At 66.0% G+C, this 14,078-nt stretch carries 13 protein-coding genes and 1 pseudogene; 5 read left to right on the top strand and 9 right to left on the bottom strand.

Annotation, left to right across the window (positions count from 1 at the left end; translation table 11 throughout):
• Nucleotides 1-43: 43 nt before the first annotated feature.
• Nucleotides 44-1,249 (bottom strand): UDP-galactopyranose mutase, encoded by a 1,206-nt coding sequence (glf, locus tag ACLQI9_RS27780; RefSeq protein WP_442384993.1) that lies wholly within the window; start codon nucleotides 1,247-1,249, stop codon nucleotides 44-46.
• 298 nt (nucleotides 1,250-1,547) lie between these two features.
• Here glf and ACLQI9_RS27775 point away from each other — a divergent pair, with 298 nt between their 5' ends.
• Nucleotides 1,548-2,525: a PirG gene (locus tag ACLQI9_RS27775; RefSeq protein ID WP_442392452.1), complete on the top strand. Its 978-nt coding sequence runs from the start codon at nucleotides 1,548-1,550 to the stop codon at nucleotides 2,523-2,525.
• A gap of 199 nt (nucleotides 2,526-2,724) precedes the next feature.
• Nucleotides 2,725-4,329: an N-acetylmuramoyl-L-alanine amidase gene (locus ACLQI9_RS27770; protein ID WP_442385112.1), complete on the top strand. Its 1,605-nt coding sequence runs from the start codon at nucleotides 2,725-2,727 to the stop codon at nucleotides 4,327-4,329.
• Here the strand turns inward: ACLQI9_RS27770 and ACLQI9_RS27765 are convergent.
• From ACLQI9_RS27765 to ACLQI9_RS27750, 4 genes and pseudogenes are all read right to left on the bottom strand, one after another.
• Complete coding sequence (locus tag ACLQI9_RS27765) at nucleotides 4,326-5,141, bottom strand: HAD family hydrolase (RefSeq protein WP_442384997.1); 816 nt, start codon at nucleotides 5,139-5,141, stop codon at nucleotides 4,326-4,328. The genes ACLQI9_RS27770 and ACLQI9_RS27765 overlap by 4 nt on opposite strands.
• Nucleotides 5,142-5,175: 34 nt before the next feature.
• Nucleotides 5,176-5,963, bottom strand: a pseudogene (locus ACLQI9_RS27760) (lysophospholipid acyltransferase family protein).
• Between the two features lie 96 nt (nucleotides 5,964-6,059).
• A complete protein-coding gene (locus ACLQI9_RS27755; RefSeq protein WP_442384999.1) occupies nucleotides 6,060-6,821 on the bottom strand; it encodes a lysophospholipid acyltransferase family protein in 762 nt (253 codons plus the stop codon).
• A gap of 4 nt (nucleotides 6,822-6,825) precedes the next feature.
• Complete coding sequence (locus ACLQI9_RS27750; protein ID WP_442385001.1) at nucleotides 6,826-7,608, bottom strand: lysophospholipid acyltransferase family protein; 783 nt, start codon at nucleotides 7,606-7,608, stop codon at nucleotides 6,826-6,828.
• A 152-nt stretch (nucleotides 7,609-7,760) separates the two neighbouring features.
• Between ACLQI9_RS27750 and ACLQI9_RS27745 the strand changes: the two genes are divergently transcribed.
• Both ACLQI9_RS27745 and ACLQI9_RS27740 read left to right on the top strand, forming a co-directional pair.
• Nucleotides 7,761-9,323 carry a Rieske 2Fe-2S domain-containing protein gene (locus ACLQI9_RS27745; protein ID WP_442385003.1) on the top strand — a complete coding sequence of 521 codons (1,563 nt, stop codon included), beginning with the start codon at nucleotides 7,761-7,763 and terminating at the stop codon, nucleotides 9,321-9,323.
• Complete coding sequence (locus tag ACLQI9_RS27740) at nucleotides 9,320-9,664, top strand: hypothetical protein (protein ID WP_442385005.1); 345 nt, start codon at nucleotides 9,320-9,322, stop codon at nucleotides 9,662-9,664. Before ACLQI9_RS27745 ends, ACLQI9_RS27740 begins: the two co-directional genes overlap by 4 nt.
• 8 nt (nucleotides 9,665-9,672) lie before the next feature.
• Here the strand turns inward: ACLQI9_RS27740 and ACLQI9_RS27735 are convergent, their stop codons facing one another.
• Nucleotides 9,673-11,235, bottom strand: a complete 1,563-nt coding sequence (locus ACLQI9_RS27735; RefSeq protein ID WP_442385007.1) for a phytoene desaturase family protein — start codon at nucleotides 11,233-11,235, stop codon at nucleotides 9,673-9,675.
• Between the two features lie 49 nt (nucleotides 11,236-11,284).
• The gene (locus tag ACLQI9_RS27730; RefSeq protein ID WP_442385009.1) at nucleotides 11,285-11,911 is read right to left on the bottom strand and encodes a TetR/AcrR family transcriptional regulator; all 627 of its coding nucleotides are present in this window, start codon (nucleotides 11,909-11,911) and stop codon (nucleotides 11,285-11,287) included.
• 69 nt (nucleotides 11,912-11,980) lie between these two features.
• Here ACLQI9_RS27730 and ACLQI9_RS27725 point away from each other — a divergent pair, with 69 nt between their 5' ends.
• Nucleotides 11,981-12,460, top strand: a complete 480-nt coding sequence (locus ACLQI9_RS27725; RefSeq protein ID WP_442385011.1) for a DUF2834 domain-containing protein — start codon at nucleotides 11,981-11,983, stop codon at nucleotides 12,458-12,460.
• Here the strand turns inward: ACLQI9_RS27725 and ACLQI9_RS27720 are convergent.
• Nucleotides 12,457-13,053, bottom strand: coding sequence for a GGDEF domain-containing protein (locus ACLQI9_RS27720; protein ID WP_442385013.1), 597 nt, complete (start codon nucleotides 13,051-13,053; stop codon nucleotides 12,457-12,459). The genes ACLQI9_RS27725 and ACLQI9_RS27720 overlap by 4 nt on opposite strands.
• A gap of 410 nt (nucleotides 13,054-13,463) precedes the next feature.
• Nucleotides 13,464-14,078 (bottom strand): aminoacyl--tRNA ligase-related protein (locus tag ACLQI9_RS27715; RefSeq protein WP_442392451.1); only part of this gene is annotated, 615 nt, incomplete at its 5' end.

Here is a 14,078-nt window from a genome sequence, read left to right as displayed (position 1 = left end):
GCGTTGGCCGTTGCCCTGGCTGCATCGTCGCCGGTGGTCTTCGTCATCCGCGGATCGTTCCTTTGTTGTTCTCGTCTAGCGGTGCACCGTCATGCAGGTGCGGCGCCAGGATGTTGTCGTACATGTTCAGCGCACTGGCGATGGCCATGTGCATGTCCAGATACTGGTAGGTGCCCAGCCGCCCGCCGAAAAGCACTTTCGACGAAGCGGTTTCATCTTTGGCCCTGGCCCGGTAGGCGGCCAGCACGGTGCGGTCGGCCTCGGTGTTGATCGGGTAATAGGGCTCGTCGTCATGGTCGGCGAACCGGGAGTACTCCCGCATGATCACCGTGTTGTCGGTCGGGTAGTCCCGCTCGGGGTGGAAATGGCGGAACTCGTGGATGCGGGTGTAGGGCACGTCGGGGTCGTTGTAGTTCATCACCGGTGTGCCCTGGAAATCACCGATCGGCAACACTTCGACCTCGAAATCCAAAGTGCGCCAGCCTAAGTGTCCATCCACGTAGTTGAAGTAGCGGTCCAGCGGGCCGGTATAAACAACCGGGGCATCGGGACTTTCCGCTCGCAAGCCGTCGCGCACGTCGAACCAGTCGGTGTCCAGCCTGACCTCGATGCGGTCGTCGGCCGCCATGTTCTGACACCACGCCGTGTAGCCGTTGACCGGCAGCCCCTCGTAGGTGTCGTTGAAGTACCGATTGTCGAAGGTGTAGCGCACCGGTAGCCGGGTGATGTTCGCCGCCGGCAATTCCTTGGGGTCGGTTTGCCATTGTTTGGCGGTGTAGCCCTTGACGAACGCCTCGTAGAGCGGACGGCCGATCAGCGAGATGGCCTTCTCTTCGAGGTTCTGTGCGTCGGCGCTCTTGATCTCCGCGGCCTGCTCGGCGATCAGCTGCCGCGCCTCGTCGGGGGTGAAGTAGCGGCCGAAGAACTGCGCCACCAGCCCGAGTCCCATCGGGAATTGGTAGGCCTGTCCGTCGTGCATCGCGAAGACCCGATGCTGGTAGCCGGTGAACTCGGTGAACTGCCGGACGTAGTCCCACACCCGCTTGTTCGAGGTGTGGAAGAGATGCGCACCGTACTTGTGCACCTCGATGCCGGTCTGCGGCTCGGCCTCGGAGTAGGCGTTTCCGCCGATATGCGGACGCTTTTCGATGACGAGCACGCGCTTGTCGAGCTGGCTGGCTGCGCGTTCGGCAATCGTCAGGCCAAAGAATCCGGAGCCAACGACGAAGAGGTCGAAACGAGTGGTCATCGGTTGCCTAGGGTATCCGACCGCGCGACCGTAGCCCGCTTGGCAACGGCGTTCGGCCGGGGTGTTCTATGTGCGGCGCAGGCCAACGACATGGACACCAGCGCCGGTGCTGGCGGTTGAGCGCATTTCAGTGACGAAGGTCGCGATTGGCTCACAATTCGATCTCGCCACTCTAGTCCCATCAATCACGCCAGTACCATCGATCACGTGCCCCGAGTAGCACCTCTCCAGGCACCTTGCGCGTGCTGAGCGCGCATGAAACGACAGACCACATAGCCCAGGTATTGAGGAGACTTCCGTGCCGAACCGACGTCGACGCAGGCTCTCGACAGCCATGAGCGCAGTCGCCGCTCTGGCGGTCGCGAGTCCATTTGCTTACGAAGCCGTCAGCGGTCTGCTGACCGACCACAAGCCCCCGGTCGAGCACCACGAGTTCGTCAAGGCCGCGGGGATGAGCGACCTGCCCGGCGAGTTGATGTCTGCGCTGTCGCAGGGACTGTCGCAGTTCGGGGTTACCCTCCCGCCAGTGCCTAGCCTGACCGGTGCGGCCAGCCCGGGCGGCTTTACCTCGCCCGGCCTGGCGTCACCTGGCCTGACCTCGCCCGGTCTCACCTCGCCCGACTTGACCTCACCAGGCCTCACCAGCCCCGGTCTGACGTCGCCGGGTCTGACGTCGCCGGGTCTGACGTCGCCGGGTCTGACTTCCCCGGGTCTCACCCCGGGCACGACGCCAGGTCTGACGCCGGGCGCTACTCCGGGTCTGACGCCGGGCGCGACTCCGGGTCTGACGCCGGGCACGACGCCAGGTCTGACGCCGGGCGCGACTCCGGGTCTGACGCCGGGCACGACGCCAGGTCTCACGCCGGGCGCGACCCCCGGTCTGACCAGTCCCGGACTGACCAGCCCTGGCGGTCCGACGCCAGGTCTGACCAACCCGACCGGCTCCGATCCGTCATTGACCAGCCCGAGTCTTGGCGCCAGTCCGAGTGAGTATCCGATCAGCGACCCGATCGGATTGGACCCGGGCGCCGGCGGCACCTACCCGATCCTCGGCGACCCGTCGCTCGGCGCTGCGCCGTCCGGCGGAAGTAGCGGCGGGCTGGTCAGCGACATGATGAGCGCGGCCAACCAGCTCGGCGCCGGTCAGGCCATCGACCTGCTCAAGGGCCTGGTGATGCCGGGCCTGACGCAGGCTATGCACGGCGCCAGCCCGGCCGCCGCTGCTCCGGCTGCTGCCGTACCGGCCTTGCCGGCCCCGCCGGTGCCGACGCCCTGATCGGAGCCCGGCCGCAACGACCTGCCACCCGAAACGGCACCGCAGAAGTGGGACCGAGCGCGATCTGCGCAGCCCAATCTCTGCGGTGCCGTTCGGCGGGTTCGTCGACTTAATTCACTTGCGTAGCGTGTTGAATCATCTACAACATCAGACACATACGTAACATCGGGTCGTGCCGCCCCGCCGTGCCGCGCCGACGATGTTCTTCACCGCCATCGTGGCGACCGTGGTCATCCTGCCGTGGGCGACTGACCCGGCCACCGGACATCGGGACCAGCGGCATCAGCCGGCCCGCCCCGCCGATACCCAGCTCGCCCAACAACCCTTGGTCGGTCTCGGCGGAGGCGTCACGGTTCGCGAAATCAGCCAAACCACACCGTTTTCCATGGTCGCGGTGACCGGCGGAGACCTCAGCGGCACCTCCACGCGGGTACGCGCCCGGCATACCGACGGCTCGTGGGGTCCGTGGTACGAGACCGAGGCGCTGCAGGCCCCGGCCGGCCACGGCTCGACACCGGGTCCAAACGGCACCGATCCGGTGTTCGTAGGCAAGACCACGACCGTTCAAATCGCGGTCAGCCGCCCGCCCGGCGCACCGCTGACCTCACGGCCGAGTGGCCCGACGCCGACCACACCCGGCCTGGGCTATCTCCCCGCCACCGCGGAGCAACCGCTGGCACAGAACATCTCCGCCGTCCTCATCTCCCCGCCACAAGCGCCGGCCGACACCCAGTGGACAGCGCCGACCGCGGTCATCGCGGCGGGTCAGCCGCCCAGCATCATCGGTCGCGCGCAATGGGGCGCCGACGAATTGGTGCGTTGCGGCAACCGGCCGTTCAATGCGCCTATCCGCGCCGCGGTCGTCCACCACACCGCCGAGAGCAACGACTATCAGCCGCAGGACTCGGCGGCGATCGTCCAGTCCATTTACGCCTATCACACCCAGATCCTCGGCTGGTGCGACATCGCCTACAACGCGTTGGTCGACAAGTACGGCCAGGTGTTCGAGGGCAGGGCCGGCGCGCTGACTGGGCCGGTGCAGGGTGACCACACCGGCGGCTTCAACCGCGAGACCTGGGGTGTGGCGATGATCGGCAACTTCGACGACGTGGCGCCGACGCCGATCCAGCTTCACAATGTCGGCCGGTTGCTCGGCTGGCGGCTGGGACTGGATCGCGTCGACCCCAACGGGACAGTGACTTTGGCCTCGGCCGGCGGAGAGAACACGAACTATCCCGTTGATGCCCCTGCCACGCTGCCGACCATCTTCAGCCACCGCGACGTCGGCGCCACCGACTGCCCGGGCAACGTCGCCTACGCGCTGTTGGACGAGATTCGCGATACCGCGGCCCACTTCAGTGGCCCGCCCAGACCCGAAGACCTGGCCTTGTCGTTGCAGGGCGGCGCGATCTATGACCGGTGGCAATCGATCGGCGGCGTCAACAGCGCGCTGGGCGCGCCGACATCACCGGAAGCAACCGGGGCGGGCTCGGCGCGCTACGCGACCTTCGACAAGGGCGCGATGTACTGGTCACCGGAGACCGGTGCCGAACCGGTCACCGGCGCCATCTACGACGCATGGGCCTTGCTCGGCTATGAGCGGGGTGCCCTGGGATTGCCGACCAGCGGCGAGTTCCAGGAGCCGCAGTGGGTGAAGCAGAACTTCCAGCACGGGACGCTGAACTTCGACCGGCTCAGCGGTCGCGTCAGCCGGGTGATCGACGGTGTCGCTCAGGAATTGCCGCCGTCGCCGCCGAGTGGTCCGCCGATACAGCTCGAGCGGTTCTCGCCGCCGATCGGCTAAAGCCACCAGCGTTCCAGCACCCGCGCCACCCCGTCGTCGGTGTTGGGCGTGGTCACCTCATCGGCGGCGGCTAGCACGTCGGGATGCGCGTTGCCCATCGCCACCCCGTGGCCGGCCCGCAGCAGCATCGGCACGTCATTGGGCATGTCCCCGAACGCGACCACGTCGTCATCGGTGATGCCATGCGGCCGGGCGAGCTGCGCGATACCGGTGGCCTTGTTGACGCCCAACGGCACGATTTCGATCAGACCGTTGTTGGTGGAGTAGGTGATGTCGCCCTCGATGCCGACATGCTTGGCGAGCTCGGCGGCCATATCGGCGCTGCGGGCACCGGCCTTGCGGATCAGCAATTTAACCGCCGGGGCGCTCAGCAGGTCTTCGATGGATACCTCGGTGTTGTCGGGATTGAGCCAGGCATGCTCGTAGCCCGGTGAGCTGACAAACTGCGGCGTCGCCGTGTCGTGCGCGCTGGCGCCGATCCGCTCGACGGCCAGCCCCGCGCCCGGGATGGCACGCGCGGCAATCTCCGCCAGTTCGGCCAGAGTGGCGACGGACAGCGTCTGGGCGGACACCACGCGGTCGGTCGCGGGATCGTAGATCACAGCGCCGTTGGCGCACACCGCCATCGGCGCGAACCCGAGGTCGTCGACCACCGGCCGCACCCAGCGTGGTGGGCGACCGGTGGCCAGCACGAACAGCGCACCGGCCTCGACGGCGGCGCGCACTGCATTGCGCGTACGCGGGGTGATCTTCTCGTCGTCGCCGATCAGGGTGCCATCGACATCGCAGGCGATCAGGGCGGGCAAAGTCATTGGGCCGATCCGCCTTTGCAGCAGGCCGGAATGATCAATGCGTTCCGCTTTGGCTCTGCCCCGGCCGCGTCACGCCGTCGGTTCCGTACCTGTCCAGGCGCTCTTGCAATTCGGACAACCGGATCGCCTGGGAATCCTCCCGGGTCGGTGCTGCGCCACCCAACCGGCGCGGCACCCAGAACTCGCCCTCCGGGTGCGGATACTCCTCCTGCACCCGGTACAGCAGTTCGTTCATCGCCCGACGCAGAGCGACGTTGAGTTGTTCGGCGGTGCCGTCCGGGGGCAGTGGCCGGCCGGCGGCCACGGTGATCGGAACCTTGTTGCGCAACACCTTCTTCGGGTGGTCTTTCGGCCAAATGCGATGGGCGCCCCAGACGATCAGCGGGACTATCGGCACCTGTGCCTCCAGGGCCATCCTTGCCGCCCCGGTCTTGAACTCCCTCAGTTCGAAACTGCGGCTGATGGTGGCCTCGGGATGCATCCCGATGAGTTCGCCCTCGCGTAGCCGCTGCACAGCGACATCGAAAGCGTCGTGTCCCTGCCTGCGGTCCACCGGGATGAGCCTGGCGTGCTTGATGACGTAGTTCACCGCTTTCACATCCGCCATCTCGGCCTTGATCATGAAGTACATCCGCCGGCCCCGTTCACACGGACGGCGAACAAGGGCGGAAGCCAGTCCAGGTAGCTGGTGTGGTTCTGGGCAAGTAACGCGCCGCCCCGCTCCGGAATGTTCTCCAGGCCGCGAAACGTGAACTTGGTTCCATTCACGGCGACGACGGACGGCACGATCCACTCACCAAACCGGTAGAACGGCTCTGCCATGCTCGGCGCTCCTTTCGTGCAGCCCGGCCCCGCACGTGCCCTCTTCGCTTTATCCTCCCCGAAGCGCGCCCCGGATGCCCTCAGCTGCTGGCCGTGTCACCCACCGCGTTCCGCCCGCTTGCGGGCACGCTCGGTCTTTCGCTTGGTGTTCTCAGTGTCCTGGAGAATCTTCGCCTCCGCCACCGTAGGTGCGCTGCCGCCAAGGCGCTGCGGCACCCAGTACGCACCCTCCGGGTGCGGATACTCCTCCTGCACGCGGTGCAACAAGGACGTCATTTCGTCGCGCAGCGCCGCGTCAAGCTGCTCGACGTCGCCCGCCGGCAACACCGGCTGACCCGCCGCCACGATGACCGGGATCTTTTGGCGGCCGATATTTCTCGGGTGGTCTTTTGTCCAAATCCGCTGTGCGCCCCAGACGATCAACGGAACCATCGGGACTCCTGCCTCCAGCGCCATCCGCGCCGCGCCGGTCTTGAACTCCTTGAGCTCGAAACTGCGACTGATCGTCGCCTCGGGCATCAGGCCTACCACCTCGCCGGCCTTGAGTAACCGGACAGCGTCGGCGTAGGCCTCGGACCCGGCTCCACGGTTGACCGCGATGGTCTTGGTGTGCTTGATCAAGAAGTTGACGATCTTCACCTGCTGCATCTCGGCCTTGATCATGTAGCGGATGCGCCGTCCTCGGTAATGCACGGCAAGGGCGGCCGGCAGCCAGTCGACGTAGCTGGTGTGGTTGATCGCCATCACTGCACCGCCGGTGCGGGGAATGTTCTGCAGGTTCTGGTAGGTGATCTCGGTGCCGGTGAGCGCGACCAGGGCCTTGGCCGCGATCTCGAGAGTTCGGAAGACCGGCTCCATGCCGTTACTCCGACGCGCCCGTCGAATCCGCCCGGTCGCGCGCCGTCCTGGCGGCCGCGCGTTGACTGGCTTCCTCGGCGTCCAATCGGGCAGCCTCCGCCAGGGTGGGGGCGCCGCCGCCCAGCCGGTGCGGCACCCAGAACTCGCCGGCCGGATGCGGCCCGTATGAATCCTGCACCCGCTCCAGCAGGTGCTGCATTCGGGAGTGCAGCAACGCGGTCAGCTCGGGGGCGGGCAGCGTCGGCAGGATCGGCTCGCCGACCGCGATCGCGATCGGCACTTTTGGACGGAGCAGTTTCTTGGGATGGTCCTTGGTCCAGATCCGCTGGGCCCCCCAGACGATGTGCGGGATGATCGGCACGTCGGCCTCGATCGCCATCCGGGCGGCGCCGGACTTGAATTCCTTGATTTCAAAACTGCGGCTGATCGTCGCTTCGGGATAGACGCCAACCAGTTCACCGTCCTTGAGCCGCTGCACGGCCGCTTCGAACGACGCGGTGCCGCTGGACCGGTCCACCGGGATGTGCCGGCAACCCCGCATGATCGGCCCGGTGATCTTGTTGTCGAAGACCTCCTGCTTGGCCATGAACCGCACTTTGCGCGCGCGGTGCTCCCTGTATGCGGGTAACCCGGCGAGGGTGAAGTCGAAATAGCTGGTGTGGTTGATGGCGATGACGGCGCCGCCGGTGGCAGGCACGTTCTCCTGCCCGACGACCGAGAAGCGCAAACCCTGCACACGCCACGTCAGCCGCACGAGTTGGATGACCGTCCCGTATACCGGTTCCACGGTGATCAACCCTAGTGTTTCCGGCTGGGCCGGCGCGGCGCGTCCGTGCACAGATATCCGCGCGCGACCGTTCCCCTCGGCCCTCCCGCTAAGCTCGGGGGCGGCGAATCGGCGACAGATCGAGTCGCGGAAATAGCTAGTGAAGGGCATCAGTGCAGGTCACAAGTGTCGGCCATGCCGGGTCTCGCATCGAGACCCAGGCAGGCAGCATCCTGTGCGACCCCTGGGTCAATCCGGCCTACTTCGCGTCCTGGTTCCCCTTCCCGGACAACAGCGGGCTGGACTGGGACAGCCTGGGGAACTGCGACTATCTCTACGTCTCGCACCTGCACAAGGACCACTTCGACGCCAAACTGCTGGCTGAGCACGTCAACAAAGACGCCGTCGTGCTGCTACCGGACTATCCGGTGCCCGACTTGAAAAATGCGCTGCAGATGCTCGGGTTTCACCGGTTCTTCGAAACCACCGACTCCGTCAAACACCGGATCAGCGGGCCGAAAGGCGACCTCGACGTCATGGTCATCGCGCTGCGGGCACCTGCCGACGGCCCGATCGGCGATTCCGCGCTGGTGGTCTCCGACGGCGTGACGACAGCGTTCAACATGAACGACGCCCGCCCGGTCGACTTAGACGTGCTGGCGTCCGAGTTCGGTCACATCGACGTGCACATGCTGCAGTACTCCGGCGCGATCTGGTACCCGATGGTCTACGACATGCCGTCACGCGCCAAGGAGTCGTTCGGCATTCAGAAGCGGCAACGCCAGATGGACCGGGCCCGCCAGTACGTCGCGCAGGTCGCAGCGACGTGGGTGATCCCGTCGGCCGGCCCACCGTGCTTTCTGGACCCCGAGCTGCGTGACCTCAACGACGACCACGACGACCCGGCCAACATCTTCCCCGACCAGATGGTGTTCCTCGACCAGATGCGCACGCACGGACACGACCGGGGACTGCTGATGATGCCCGGGTCGACAGCTGATTTTTCTGGTGCACAACTGAACTCGCTGCACCATCCGCTGCCCACCGACCAAGTCGAGGCCATCTTCACCACCGGCAAGGCGGCCTATATCGCCGACTATGCCGCCCGCATGCAACCCGTGCTGGAGGCGGAGAAAGCGAGCTGGGCCCCCGCCACCGGCGAGTCGCTGCTCGAGCCGCTGCGAGCGGTGTTCGAGCCGATCATGTTGGCCGGCGACGAGATCTGCGACGGTATCGGCTACCCCGTCGAACTGGTACTACGGTCCGCAGCGCATCAAGAAAGAATTGTGCTCGACTTTCCCAAACGCACCGTGCGGGAAGCGATCCCCGATGAGAAATTCCGCTACGGCTTTGCCATCCCGCCCGAACTGGTGCGCACGGTGCTGCGCGACAACGAGCCCGACTGGGTCAACACCATCTTCCTGTCCACCCGGTTCAAGGCGTGGCGGGTCGGCGGCTACAACGAGTACCTATATACGTTCTTCAAATGCCTGACCGATGAGCGGATCGCCTACGCCGACGGCTGGTTCGGCGAGGCACACGACGATACCGCGTCGATCACCATGGACGGCTGGGAGATTCAGCGTCGATGCCCGCATCTGAAAGCCGACCTGTCCAGGTTCGGCGTCGTCGAGGACACCACGCTGACCTGCAATCTGCATGGGTGGCAGTGGAACCTGGAGAACGGCCGCTGCCTCACCACGCGCGGCCACGAGCTTCGGCGCTCCCGGCTATGAGCGTGTCTAGCTACGGCTCATACGATGATGGCCTGGTCCAGCTGGACCGGGAGGCGATCACGTTGCGCCGCTACCACTTTCCGTCTGGCACATCGAAGATCATCGCGCTGGACAAGATCCATGGGTACCGGGCCCAACCGCTGGGGCTGTTCGTGCACCGGTTCCGCATCTGGGGCAGCTCGGACCTGCGCCGCTGGCTGCCGCTGGACATGCGGCGGCCGCTACGGTCAACGCTGATCACCCTGGACGTTCCGGGAACCAGGCCGCGACCGGCGTTCACACCGGCGGACCCGGAGGAGTTCACCGCGCTGCTAGACCGGCTGCTAGATCAGCGGGACTAGCGGGCCGATCAGCGGCCCGCGTCGGCGAGCGCTTGATGCGCCGCGTTGTATCCCGGGATGAACGTGATCCCCGGCCCGCCGTGACAGCCGGTGCTGGCCAGGTACAGCCCGTCGACCGGAATCGGCTGCCCGATAAAGCCTTTCGGGCCGGGCCGGTTGGGGCCGATCTGTTGCGCGTGGAACAAGCCGTGGCAGTAGTCGCCGCCCGGGGCGCCGAACATCACGCCCATGTGTTTGGGCGTGAAGGTGGTGTGCCGGCTGATGCTGCCTTCGAAATTCGGCGCCAGCCGGGTGATCTTGTCGATCACCCGTTGGCCCATCTCAACTTTCGCCTGACCGTAATCCGCGCCGCCCTCGATCGGGAACCACAGCGCGAATGCCGACGCAGCGTGCTTACCCTGCGGCGCCAGGTCAGGATCGTTCTGCGAGGGGATCTGGAAGACCACCGTCGGGTCCGCGGGCACGATCCCGCGCCGGCAGTCCTCCCACTGCTGTTGGACCTCCTCCGGCGTGCTGAAGATGCCGATGGAAGCCTGCATGCTCGGGTCGTTGAGCGCCTCATACGGTGCCGCGAACACGGGGGCCTCGTCCAGCGCGAAGTGCATCTGGATGTAGCTGCCGCGGTGGTCGATCCGCGCATATCGTTCGCGGATGTCGGCGGGCAAGGCGGCCGGGTCGATCAGGGCGTTGAGCGTCAGGTCCGGTGCGATCCCGGACACGACGATCGGGGCAGTCAGGGTCTCACCCGCCTCGGTGCGAACCCCGGTCACATGGGCGTCGGAGACGACGATCTCGGTCACCTTGGTGCGCAGCCGAACCTCGCCGCCACCGCTCACCAGCGAATCTGCCAAATACGCCGTGAGGGCGCCGATGCCGCCGCGCAGCTTCTTCATCTGCATGGTGTCACCGTCGGGAACGCCGAGCCCGAAGGCCAGCGCGGCCGCGCTGCCCGGGGTGGCCGGCCCGCGGTAGAGGGTGTTGACGGCCAGCACGGTCATCGAGCCGCGCAGGGCACCGTGCTTCTCGCGGTCGGGAAGGTAGCGGTCCAACACGTCGGTGACCGAGCCGAACAACATGTCATCGATGGCCGAGCGTTCGAATTCATTTGTCGCGCAGGCATACATCTCATCGAGCGTCTTGGGCGGCGCACCGGCCTCGAACCGGCCCAGCGCCCGGGTCGGCGCCTGCGCCCAGGCCATCAGCCCCGCCATGCCGTTGACGGCGTCCGCACCGTGCACCTCGTTGAGGTGGGTGAACAGCTTGATCGGGTCGCTGTACTGGACCATCGGATCGTCACCGACGCCGCGCAGCGCCACCGACATCACGTCCAAGTCGATCGTCGGCAGCGTGTCCAGGCCCAGCTCCTGCCTGACCACCGGTGCGGTCGGAAACTGCACCGAGCCCGCGATCTCGAACTGGTACCCGTCGAAAAGCTCCACGGTGGACGCCATCCCGCCGGCGTAGAGCTTGGACTCCAGGCACAGGGTCCGCAGGCCGGCCTTCTGTAGCAGCACCGCCGCGGCCAGCCCGTTGTGTCCGGCGCCGATAACTATCGCATCGTAGTCACTCATGTCCTGCCCTCCAGAAATGCAGGCTGGCATGTGCCCAAAGTTTTGTCAATTATGACGAAACTGGGTCGGGTGCCCAGGCGTCGGTGATGCCGGCGCGCAACGATTCCAGCGCCACATGGCAGACCCGCGCCAGCTCGCCCAATGACCGGTTGTTACCCAGCATCCACACTTCCATCGCCCCGAAGACCGCCGCGGCGATGCAGCGCGCGGTCACCGCCGTGCGCAGCCGCTCATCCGGCGTCGCGTCCGCTGCACAGCTACGACGTTGCAGCTGTGCCTGGATGGCCTCCGCGAAGTCGGCTTGGACATCTTGGATGTGCCGGACGATGCGGCCCGGGTCGAGCTCGCCGCCCCGTAACGCGGCGATTTTCGTCACTGCCTCAACGTCATACGGAAACGAGAAGATTGCTGACTGCACCGAGTCGATGACCGGTTCATCGGCTGGCCGGTCGTCCAGCGCCGCGCGAAACCAGTGCAGTCCGGTGTAGTCGGCAAACAGCAGATCGTGTTTGGACCGGAAGTGGCGATAGAACGTCCGCAGCGACACTCCGGCGTCGGCGGCGATCTGTTCGGCCGAGGTGTCTTCGACGCCCTGGGCCAGGAATCGGACCAGCGCAGCCTGACGCAGCGCCTCGCGAGTGCGCTCGCTGCGCGCGGTCTGCGCCGGCCGGACCATGGCAGGAAGGTACCAAGAGTTGTTTTGACAATGTTGACAAAACTTTATGGTGGGAGTGAGACTGCGCCAATGATCTCCATCATCGTCCACTTTCTACTCGGGCTTGCCTGCATCGGCTGGATCATCGCGTCCAACCCGAAGGTCTACGCGAGACCGGCCGACGGGCCGTGGCTCTCGCCGCTGGAATGCGTGTACTACACCGCCGGCATCGCGTCGATCGCCCTGGGCTATTACTTCAACATCCACTACATGCTCGACGCGCACGGGCAGGGGAACCTGGTCTCGGGGCCAGGCAGCTGGACGCATTTCGTGCGGATGCAGTTCGCCAACCCGGCTTGCGGTTCGGGCAGCCAGGACTACATCATCGCCAATGTCATTCTCATGCCAGTGTTTACCATCATCGACGGCTATCGGCGTGGTCTGCGGCGCCCGTGGTTGTTCTTTGCGGCCAGCTTTTTCACCAGCTTTGCCTTTCCGTTTGCCTTCTACTTCGCCACCATCGAACGGCAGCGCCGTCACCAACACGCCCTCGAGAAGGTGCCCGCCTAAGCGGTGAGTCCGTCGCTGCGGTGTTCACTTTCGTCAGCATCGAAGCTGTCCAGCCGCGGCGGAAGCGGCCAGTGGTGGTGGTGGCCGGTCTGGTTTCCACCGCGTCGTTTGGCGGCATACATGGCGCCGTCAGCGGCCGTGATCAACTCCGCAAGTAAGTCGACGCTGTCACCGGCCCGGTGGGCAGGGTGAATGCCGGCGGTGCCGATGCTGGCGGTGATGCCGAACGGGAGTGCGGCGATCACATCGCAGAGGTGCTGTAATCGCGGCTCCACCTCGTCTGGATGCCAGATGTCGGCGGTGACGAATTCTTCGCCGCCCGAACCGCAGATGACTGCGCCGGCGGGGGTGGTGTCACGCAGCGCGTGTGCCACCGAGGCCAGCGCATCGTCGCCGGTGCCGTGCCCGTAGTTGTCGTTGAGTTGCTTGAAGCGGTCCAAGTCGATCACGGCGATGACGAAATGGGCCGGCTCGGCGCGACCCTGCTCTAGGCGGTCCTTCGCGCGCCGACGAAAGGCGCGCCGGGTCAGCAGTCGGGTGAGCTCGTCGCGTTCGGCCCGCACGGCGTCGGAGCCGAGAATGTGCACAACCACCTGGATACCTAAGGGGCACAACCAGATTGAGGATTAGCAGCAGCAAGTAAGCGCACGCGCCCGTGACGATGTTATACCTGGCCGCCATACGGATGGCTTCGACGGCGCCGACCGAGCCGGCGATCGCAAAGTTGTAGGCCATCAAGGGTGCGGTGTGAAACAGCGCAATTTAGCTGGCCGTGGCCGCGAAGGTGGTACAGGTCAGCATGCCGATAACGGTGTGGTGTTGGGCCAGCGCGATCAGTGCGACGCAGGCGGTGGCCGCCACGGCGAACCGAATCGCCATCGCGCGGGTCGACCAGCGCAGGGCCCATAACAACGCGCCACCCGCGGGACGTTGGTCAAAAGATGATAAGGCAGAAAGAACGCTACCCGGTCTTTGCTTCCGACGGCGGCAGCAAAGGCCGGACCTATACCGGCTCCAGCAATTCGGCACCGACGAACGGCACCAGCGCGTCGGGAACCCGCACACTGCCGTCGGGCCGTTGGTGGTTTTCCAGGATGGCGACCAGCCAGCGGGTGGTGGCCAACGTGCCGTTGAGCGTCGCGGCGATCTGCGGCTTGCCGGCGACATCCCGGTAGCGCGTCGCCAGCCGGCGGGCCTGGAAGGTGGTGCAGTTGGACGTTGAGGTCAGCTCGCGGTAGGTCCCTTGCGTCGGCACCCAGGCCTCGCAATCGAACTTGCGGGCCGCCGACGAGCCGAGATCGCCTGCGGCCACGTCGATTACCCGATAGGGCACTTCGATGCGGGCCAGCATCTCACGCTGCCAGCCCAGCAGCCGCTGATGCTCGGCCTCAGCGTCGTCCGGCGTGCAGTAAACGAATCCTTCGACCTTGTCGAACTGATGCACCCGGATGATTCCGCGGGTGTCCTTGCCATAACTGCCGGCCTCGCGACGGAAGCACGACGACCAGCCGGCGTAGCGCAACGGCCCACCGGACAGGTCGAGGATCTCGTCGGCGTGGTAGCCGGCCAGCGGCACCTCCGAGGTGCCGACGAGATAGAGGTCGTCGGCCTCCACCCG

The organism is Mycobacterium sp. (assembly GCF_052143115.1).
GTDB lineage: Bacteria > Actinomycetota > Actinomycetes > Mycobacteriales > Mycobacteriaceae > Mycobacterium.
This window is presented reverse-complemented; position numbering and strand designations above follow the sequence as displayed.

Bases quoted from the DNA above. Each gene is read 5' to 3' on its own strand.
- glf (WP_442384993.1), bottom strand. From the start codon at position 1,249: ATGACCACTCGTTTCGACCTCTTCGTCGTTGGCTCCGGATTCTTTGGC.
- ACLQI9_RS27770 (WP_442385112.1), top strand. From the start codon at position 2,725: ATGTTCTTCACCGCCATCGTGGCGACCGTGGTCATCCTGCCGTGGGCG.
- ACLQI9_RS27765 (WP_442384997.1), bottom strand. From the start codon at position 5,141: ATGACTTTGCCCGCCCTGATCGCCTGCGATGTCGATGGCACCCTGATC.
- ACLQI9_RS27755 (WP_442384999.1), bottom strand. From the start codon at position 6,821: ATGGAGCCGGTCTTCCGAACTCTCGAGATCGCGGCCAAGGCCCTGGTC.
- ACLQI9_RS27740 (WP_442385005.1), top strand. From the start codon at position 9,320: ATGAGCGTGTCTAGCTACGGCTCATACGATGATGGCCTGGTCCAGCTG.
- ACLQI9_RS27735 (WP_442385007.1), bottom strand. From the start codon at position 11,235: ATGAGTGACTACGATGCGATAGTTATCGGCGCCGGACACAACGGGCTG.
- ACLQI9_RS27730 (WP_442385009.1), bottom strand. From the start codon at position 11,911: ATGGTCCGGCCGGCGCAGACCGCGCGCAGCGAGCGCACTCGCGAGGCG.
- ACLQI9_RS27725 (WP_442385011.1), top strand. From the start codon at position 11,981: ATGATCTCCATCATCGTCCACTTTCTACTCGGGCTTGCCTGCATCGGC.